This is a genomic window from Chryseobacterium sp. YIM B08800 (assembly GCF_026163565.1).
Classification (GTDB): domain Bacteria; phylum Bacteroidota; class Bacteroidia; order Flavobacteriales; family Weeksellaceae; genus Chryseobacterium.
In genome coordinates this window covers 38088-45015 of the sequence record NZ_JAPDKN010000008.1, presented here as the reverse complement: position 1 = coordinate 45015, position 6928 = coordinate 38088, and the positions used below count along the sequence as shown (strand labels likewise).

7 protein-coding genes are annotated in these 6928 nt (G+C 33.2%); 5 read left to right on the top strand and 2 right to left on the bottom strand.

Features of this window, described 5'->3' with window-relative positions:
* Positions 1-357 precede the first annotated feature (357 nt).
* The 3 genes from OEW74_RS04825 to OEW74_RS04815 all read left to right on the top strand — a co-directional run bounded on the left by OEW74_RS04825 (position 358) and on the right by OEW74_RS04815 (position 2539).
* Entirely contained in the window at positions 358-894 is a 537-nt protein-coding gene (locus OEW74_RS04825) for a nucleotide exchange factor GrpE (protein WP_265427421.1), read from the top strand.
* A gap of 71 nt (positions 895-965) precedes the next feature.
* Positions 966-2084 (top strand): molecular chaperone DnaJ, encoded by a 1119-nt coding sequence (gene dnaJ / locus OEW74_RS04820; protein WP_265427420.1) that lies wholly within the window; start codon positions 966-968, stop codon positions 2082-2084.
* A gap of 104 nt (positions 2085-2188) precedes the next feature.
* On the top strand, positions 2189-2539 hold the full coding sequence (locus OEW74_RS04815; protein WP_074231583.1) for a prevent-host-death protein: 351 nt from the start codon (positions 2189-2191) through the stop codon (positions 2537-2539).
* A 59-nt stretch (positions 2540-2598) separates the two neighbouring features.
* Here the strand turns inward: OEW74_RS04815 and OEW74_RS04810 are convergent, their stop codons facing one another.
* Positions 2599-3516: an acyltransferase family protein gene (locus OEW74_RS04810; RefSeq protein WP_265427419.1), complete on the bottom strand. Its 918-nt coding sequence runs from the start codon at positions 3514-3516 to the stop codon at positions 2599-2601.
* A 158-nt stretch (positions 3517-3674) separates the two neighbouring features.
* Here OEW74_RS04810 and OEW74_RS04805 point away from each other — a divergent pair, with 158 nt between their 5' ends.
* Entirely contained in the window at positions 3675-4685 is a 1011-nt protein-coding gene (locus OEW74_RS04805; RefSeq protein WP_265427418.1) for a YncE family protein, read from the top strand.
* A gap of 56 nt (positions 4686-4741) precedes the next feature.
* On the opposite strand, the gene OEW74_RS04800 is transcribed toward OEW74_RS04805, so the two are convergent.
* Positions 4742-5647, bottom strand: a complete 906-nt coding sequence (locus OEW74_RS04800; RefSeq protein ID WP_265427417.1) for a DUF808 family protein — start codon at positions 5645-5647, stop codon at positions 4742-4744.
* 294 nt (positions 5648-5941) lie between these two features.
* Here OEW74_RS04800 and OEW74_RS04795 point away from each other — a divergent pair, with 294 nt between their 5' ends.
* Positions 5942-6802, top strand: a complete 861-nt coding sequence (locus OEW74_RS04795; RefSeq protein WP_265427416.1) for an alpha/beta hydrolase — start codon at positions 5942-5944, stop codon at positions 6800-6802.
* Positions 6803-6928: the final 126 nt, after the last annotated feature.

The following is a 6928-nucleotide window of genomic DNA, read 5'->3' as shown; positions in this document are numbered from 1 at the left end:
TGCGCCCCCCCAACCAAAATCAAAAAAACGAGCTCAAACAATTGCGCAATCTGGGCTAAAAAATAGGGCTGTAAACAGTTAAAATACAGCATTTAAATTAGAGAATTATTTTAAAACTCACATTATCCAAACCACCCCGACAAAAATTTCTTTGAAATTTTCGCCACCCCTCCAAAGGAGGGGAATTAACAGACCAGATTGAGAACTAAAAAACAATATTCAACAACACAATACTCAATCATTCACCAATAACTAATAACCAACAACTATCAACTACAACCAAACTCTGCCTAAATGTCATTATTTTTTTCTTTGGCAGAATGTTTGTGAAACAACAATGTAAAAAGTTATTGAAATATGGAAAATCAGGATATCAACGAAGAAAATATCAATAATCAGGAAGAAAATATCACACAGACTGAAGAAACAGTTGAGGAAAATGTGACAGAAATACCTACTGCAGAAGAACTTTTGGCAGTAGAAAAAGACCGTTACATCAGACTGTATGCTGAGTTTGAAAACTATAAAAAAAGAACATCAAAGGAGAAAATGGAATTTTTCACTTACGCCAACCAAGAAATGATGGTTTCTATGTTGGGTATTTTGGATGATTTCGAAAGAGCTTTAAAAGAAATTGCCAAAAATGGTAATGAAGCGGATCTTCAGGGTGTTGAATTGATTTACAACAAGTTTAAAAACAAGCTTACCGAAAAAGGTTTAAAGGTAATGGAAGTAAGAGCCGGAGACAGCTTTAATGTAGATTTCCACGAGGCGATTACTCAAATTCCTGCACCTTCTGAAGATTTGAAAGGTAAAATTGTAGACGTTATTGAAACAGGATATACTTTAGGTGATAAAGTGATTCGTTTTGCAAAAGTTGTAACAGGAAACTAAAACATAAGCAATGAGTAATTAGTAATAAGAAATATTACCAATTACTCATTACTAATTACTCATATTAAAAGATGTCAAAAAGAGATTATTACGAGGTTCTTGAGGTCAGCAAATCTGCGAGTGCCGACGAAATAAAGAAAGCATACCGAAAAATGGCCATTAAATATCACCCAGATAAAAATCCCGGTGATAAAGATGCTGAAGATAAATTTAAAGAAGCTGCAGAAGCTTACGAAGTTTTAAGCGACGATAACAAAAAAGCTCGCTATGACCAATACGGACACGCCGGAGTTGGCGGTGCCGGTGGTTTTGGCGGTGGAGGCTTCGGTGGCGGTATGAACATGGAAGATATTTTCAGCCAGTTTGGAGATATTTTTGGTGGCGGCGGTTTCGGAGGATTTGGTGGCGGCGGTGGTCGTCAACAGGTGAAAGGTTCTAATTTAAGAATCAGAATCAAGCTGAATCTTGAAGAGATGGTGAACGGAACTCAAAAAACTCTTAAAGTAAAAAAAATGAAGATGGCAGAGGGTGCCACTTCAAAAACCTGCCCAACATGTAACGGAGCCGGAGTTCAGATGAAGGTGATGAATACGATGTTCGGACAGATGCAAACGCAAACCACTTGTGGAACTTGTCAGGGAATCGGTAAAGTTGCCGATAAAATTCCTGCAGGAGCCAATGCACAAGGTTTAATAAAAGATGAGGAAGAAATTACCATCAACATTCCTGCAGGAGCAAGAGACGGCATCCAACTGAATGTAAGAGGAAAAGGAAATGATGCGCCATTTGGTGGTGTTCCTGGAGATCTTTTGGTGATTGTAGAAGAGGAAGTAGACAACACAATAAAAAGAGAAGGTGATAATCTTCACCAGGAATTATATGTTTCTTTTGCGGAAGCCGCTTTGGGAACCAAAAAAGAAGTTCCTACCGTTGGTGGAAAAGTAAAAATTACTGTTGATGCAGGAACACAATCCGGAAAAATTTTAAGATTAGCCGGAAAAGGTTTACCAAGTATCGACAGCTATGGTAAAGGAGATATGTTTATTCACATCAATGTCTGGACACCACAAAAATTGACCAAAGACCAAAAAGACTTTTTCGAGAAACAGATGAGCAGCGGCGAAATGGTTGCTGAACCGTCTGGAAAAGAAAAAACTTTCTTCGATAAAGTAAAAGATTTATTCAACTAAAAAAAATTTAAAAAGGGGCTTTTTAAAGTCTCTTTTATTTTTAAATTTACATCAATATTTAATTTGATATATTCCTTTAAAAAGGATATTGTAAAAAAAGACTCATGAACTACAAGCTTGAACTTCGCACACCGGATTCCCAACCAAAATTAATCTTCCATGCCATTACTTTTGATGCATTCAAAGTGAATATTGTGGAGAGATATGGTGGCGTAAAACCTATATTATGCGATGTTTTATTCAGGGTGAGAACTCTGGATGATCAGATTATCAAAAGAAAAGACGGGCACGTAAAAATCAGAATTAAAGATGAAGAGCTTGAAACCTATCTGAGATTAATAAAAGTTTTTAAATCTTACGATTATAAAAACCGACTCATCAGCAGAAGAGATGCGGAGCAAGATTTCGTACATTTCATTTTGAGAATGGTTATTATCAATTACGAAATGAACTAATTTATACGAAGACAACGATACTATTTCGTTGTCTTTTATTTTAAATACTCTAAATAAGCTTAAAGCAGGTATTTCAATTTCTTATTAAGGTAAACCAAAGCAAAGCTTATAGGAATTAAAATCGCTAAAAAAATCAGGATTTTGAAAGATTCGATTTCTTTGTAAAAATCAGATTTCATGATTAGCGGATGCACCACGTATACCGCTGTAGAAAAACTGGCTAGAATTTTAGAAGTAGTTTTAATGTATATTTTCTGACAATACAAAAACAGCAACGGGCTCGCAAAAATCAAAGAAAATAATATATCTGTACTTTCGCTACTGATGTATTTATAATTGAAAAATGCTTCGACAATTACACATAAAATTGAAAAAACAACCAGCAAAAATGAGTTTTTGTATTTTGAAATATCAATTTGGTGTTTGTTAATCAAAAAGCCAATCGTTAAAAACGGGAAGCATACAAAAAGAAAATTTCGGTAAAGCAAATAATCATTCAAAAGTGAATCTGATTCAGCGTTTAAATAATGTAAATTTCCTAAAACCTGAACCATGTAACCGAAAAGGAATAAAAAAATTGTCAAACCAAACAATAATTTTGAATTCTGGTTTTTAAGAAAATAGAGAATCAGTCCTGAAAAACACGTCCCAATCAAATACCATAAATGGTGATATCCAAAAACTATTGTCAGTAAAATTTCATCATTATCTTTCCAATAAGAAATATAAATCAGCATCCAGATTGCATAGAGTAGAAATGTTCTGAGAAGCCATTTCCTGAGTTTTTTTGCAGTATCGATATGGAAGAAATAAAATCCGGTAATGACTAAAAAAACGGGAACTGCAATTCTAAAAAGTCCGTTTACTAAAATATAGCTTAACAAAGGAAACGTTTCTTTCAAAAAATTCATGTGCAGAAACACGACAAAAAATGCCAGAATGATTTTTAAAACATCAATTGATAAATTTCTACCCATAATTTTCTGAAAAACGAATCAGATTAAATCACATTTGATGATAAATCAAATTCCATATTTTCTGCAAAAATAATTAATTAAATCAGTATTCATTACAAATCGATTTAACCATGTAAAGAAAACTGTATCTATTAAATAATTAATATTCTCTTAGAATTATGAAATACCTTTCTGTTTTCTTTTTAATTTTTATTTCAAGTTTAGTTTCTGCTCAGAAAAAATACATTTTAGCTTTATCAAAAACCGACAAAAAAATGGTTGTTTTAGATTACAACAACCTAAAAATTATCACTAAAATTAATGTCGGTGATGATCCGCATGAAGTCATTACTTCAACAGATGGAAAATCTGCTTATGTTGCCAATACAATAAACGGGACTTCACATGAAATCAACGTGATTGATCTAATCACCTTTAAACCTTTAAAAAATATTGATACAAGACCTTTATATGGTTCACATGGTTTGGCATTTCAGAATGATAAATTATGGTTTACAGCGCAAGGTTCGAAAGCTGTTGGAAGATATGATCTAAAAGAAAATATCTTGGAATGGTCGATGGGTACAGGGCAAAATACAACTCATCTTATATATTTAACACCCGATTCTGAGCATTTTTATACAACCAATATCGATTCTGGAACTGTAAGTATTTTTGATCACGTTTTATTGCAGCCAACAGTTCCGCCAACCGGAGTTTTGCCTCCCAATGCAAAACCGATATGGGACTGGATCCAAACTTTAATCCCTGTAGGAAAAGGAGCAGAAGGATTCGATGTTTCTACCGACGGAAAAGAATTGTGGACAGTAAGACCGGATGGAACAATTATCATTATTGATTTAGAAAAAAGAAAAATAACTGAAGAAATCAATACATCTATTTTAGGGTTACACAGAATGAAGTTTACACCCGACGGAAAATATGTATGTATTGTAAGTGTAAAAACCGGAGAATTACTTTTTTACGATTCAAAAACAAGAAAAATGATTAAGAAAATCAACTCAGGACAGGGTGCAGCAATGTTGATGGATAAAGGAAAAAACAGACTTTTTATTTCATGCACTCCGAATAATTCGGTTTCTGTAATTGATTTAAAAACAATGGAAGTGATTCAGAAATTAGATATTGGCGGAAGACCAGATGGATTAACAATTGCTGAAATACATTAAAATAAAAATCCTGCTCCAGAAAAATGAAGCAGGATTTTTTTATTAAGATCTAACAATTATTTCTTTGTTGCTAATGTATAAATTTTCTTTCCTCCGGTAATTAAAAACAGGGCAATCAATCCGCCTGCTAAACCGAAAAGAACCTGTTTCAGCATTTCGCTCCAGGTTGATAACGCATGATGCAGATAATCAATATTATGATCAAAAATTCCACCTGCAACTAAAATTAGTGCGATAGTTCCGATGATTCCTAAAGCTTTTATCACCCAAGGAAGTGCTTTTACAAGCAAATGTCCTAATTTACCAAAAAAGCCTTTGTCATTACTTTTTTTAATTAATTTGAAACCAGCATCGTCCATTCTTACAATTAATGCTACAATTCCGTAAACCCCAATAGTTGCAATAATCGAAACGATAGAAACCGTAAAAATTTCTACAAGAAACGGATCAAATTGCGATTTAAGCGCATGATAACCATCTTTCGCTGCAGCCAATGCGATGATAACAATCTCAAGAGATAAAATAAAATCAGTTGTAATTGCAGATTTCACTTTAGTTTTTTCGGCATCTTCGCCTTCTTCAACGATATCATCAGATTCTTCGATTACTTCGTGTCCTTTTTTGTCTCTGTGAAATAAAAATTCAACAATTTTTTCTACCCCTTCATAGGCTAAATAAAACCCGCCAATAATTAGAATAATTTTAATTGCAGGTGAATACAGCCATTCCAGAAGGAAAACAAAAGGAACAATAATCAGTTTATTGATAAATGAGCCTTTCATAATTTTCATCAATACAGGAATTTCCCTTGAAGAAAGGAAACCTGTTGCTTTTTCTGCGTTTACCGCCAAATCGTCGCCCAAGATACCTGCTGTTTTTTGGGTTGCAATTTTACTTGTTACAGCAACATCATCCATCAAAGCAGCGATATCATCTAAAATCGCAAAAAAACCAGACGCCATAGTGTTTTAATATTTTTTTAATAAATGTTAAGTCTTACAAAAATATAGATTTTAATTGGTTTTTAAAGAACTTTTAAATCTCATTTGTCTGAATAATTATTTATAGTAAAAGCTAAACAGTCAGAATATTTTATTGCTTTTGAAGTTGTTTTCCTTACGAAATTTCTCAACCATAACTTCGTCATGTCTCCGTCTCAATTATTGCTTTAAATTTTAGGTTAAAAAATTAAACAGATACTAAAAAATCATAGGTATTGATAATCATTAAAATCAAATTCTCCTTACCTTTACTCTATGAAAAAGCTGATTCTCAATTACCATTTCTTTGTTTTAGGATTAATTGGTTTTGTATTAAATTCATGCAATTCTAAATTCAGAGTTTGGGTGGGAAAAGACAGTCAGAAAATCTATAATCTGAAATATGGTGAACACAAACGCCAGAAAATGGATGTTTTTCTTCCCGCAGATTATCCGCAAGATTCTCCCGTTATTTTAATTGTTCACGGCGGCGCATGGAAATATGGCAGAAAGGAACACATGATTCAAATTCAGAAAATGCTTTTTGAAAATAATATCCCGAGTATTAATATGAATTATCGCTTGGTTTCAAAACATCTCACATACAAAGATCAGCTGGAAGATATTAATTCTGTGATTGAAAAATTCAATGCGCTTTCAGAAAAAGCAGAACTTCTACCGAACAATTATATTCTTCTGGGAGAAAGTGCAGGAGGACATTTAGCTTTGCTTTACGGTTATCAAAATCCTGATAAAATCAAGAAGATTATTTCTCTCAGCGGGCCGACAGATTTTTATTCTCATGATTATTTAAAATCATTTTACTCAAAATACACTTCGGGAACCATTCAGAAGGTAGTGGGGACTAAATTTAATCGTAAAAATTTGTCTGAAGATTTTCAAAAGGCAAGTCCGGTAGCGAACGTAACAAATGTTCCGACGCTTTTATTTCAGGGAAATCAGGATTTTCTGGTGAATCAGAAACAAGGTTTAGCGTTAGATTCTGTATTAACGAAAATGAATATTCCGCATAAACTGGTTTTTATGGATAAAACCGGACATGCACCGAGATTTTTCAACAAGAAAAAAAGAGACAGCATCATTTACCCGAATATTTTGGAATGGATTAGAAATTAAAATTCAATTCTTTTTTAATCATTTCTTTTGTTCTTTTGCAGTTATTATTTCTTTTTCTCTCGCAGATTTAGGAGGTTTAGCAGAAAAAATCTGCGTAATTTGCTTAATCTGCGAGAGAAAAATTTA

Bases quoted from the DNA above. Each gene is read 5' to 3' on its own strand.
- OEW74_RS04825 (WP_265427421.1), top strand. From the start codon at position 358: ATGGAAAATCAGGATATCAACGAAGAAAATATCAATAATCAGGAAGAA.
- dnaJ (WP_265427420.1), top strand. From the start codon at position 966: ATGTCAAAAAGAGATTATTACGAGGTTCTTGAGGTCAGCAAATCTGCG.
- OEW74_RS04815 (WP_074231583.1), top strand. From the start codon at position 2,189: ATGAACTACAAGCTTGAACTTCGCACACCGGATTCCCAACCAAAATTA.
- OEW74_RS04810 (WP_265427419.1), bottom strand. From the start codon at position 3,516: ATGGGTAGAAATTTATCAATTGATGTTTTAAAAATCATTCTGGCATTT.
- OEW74_RS04805 (WP_265427418.1), top strand. From the start codon at position 3,675: ATGAAATACCTTTCTGTTTTCTTTTTAATTTTTATTTCAAGTTTAGTT.
- OEW74_RS04800 (WP_265427417.1), bottom strand. From the start codon at position 5,647: ATGGCGTCTGGTTTTTTTGCGATTTTAGATGATATCGCTGCTTTGATG.
- OEW74_RS04795 (WP_265427416.1), top strand. From the start codon at position 5,942: ATGAAAAAGCTGATTCTCAATTACCATTTCTTTGTTTTAGGATTAATT.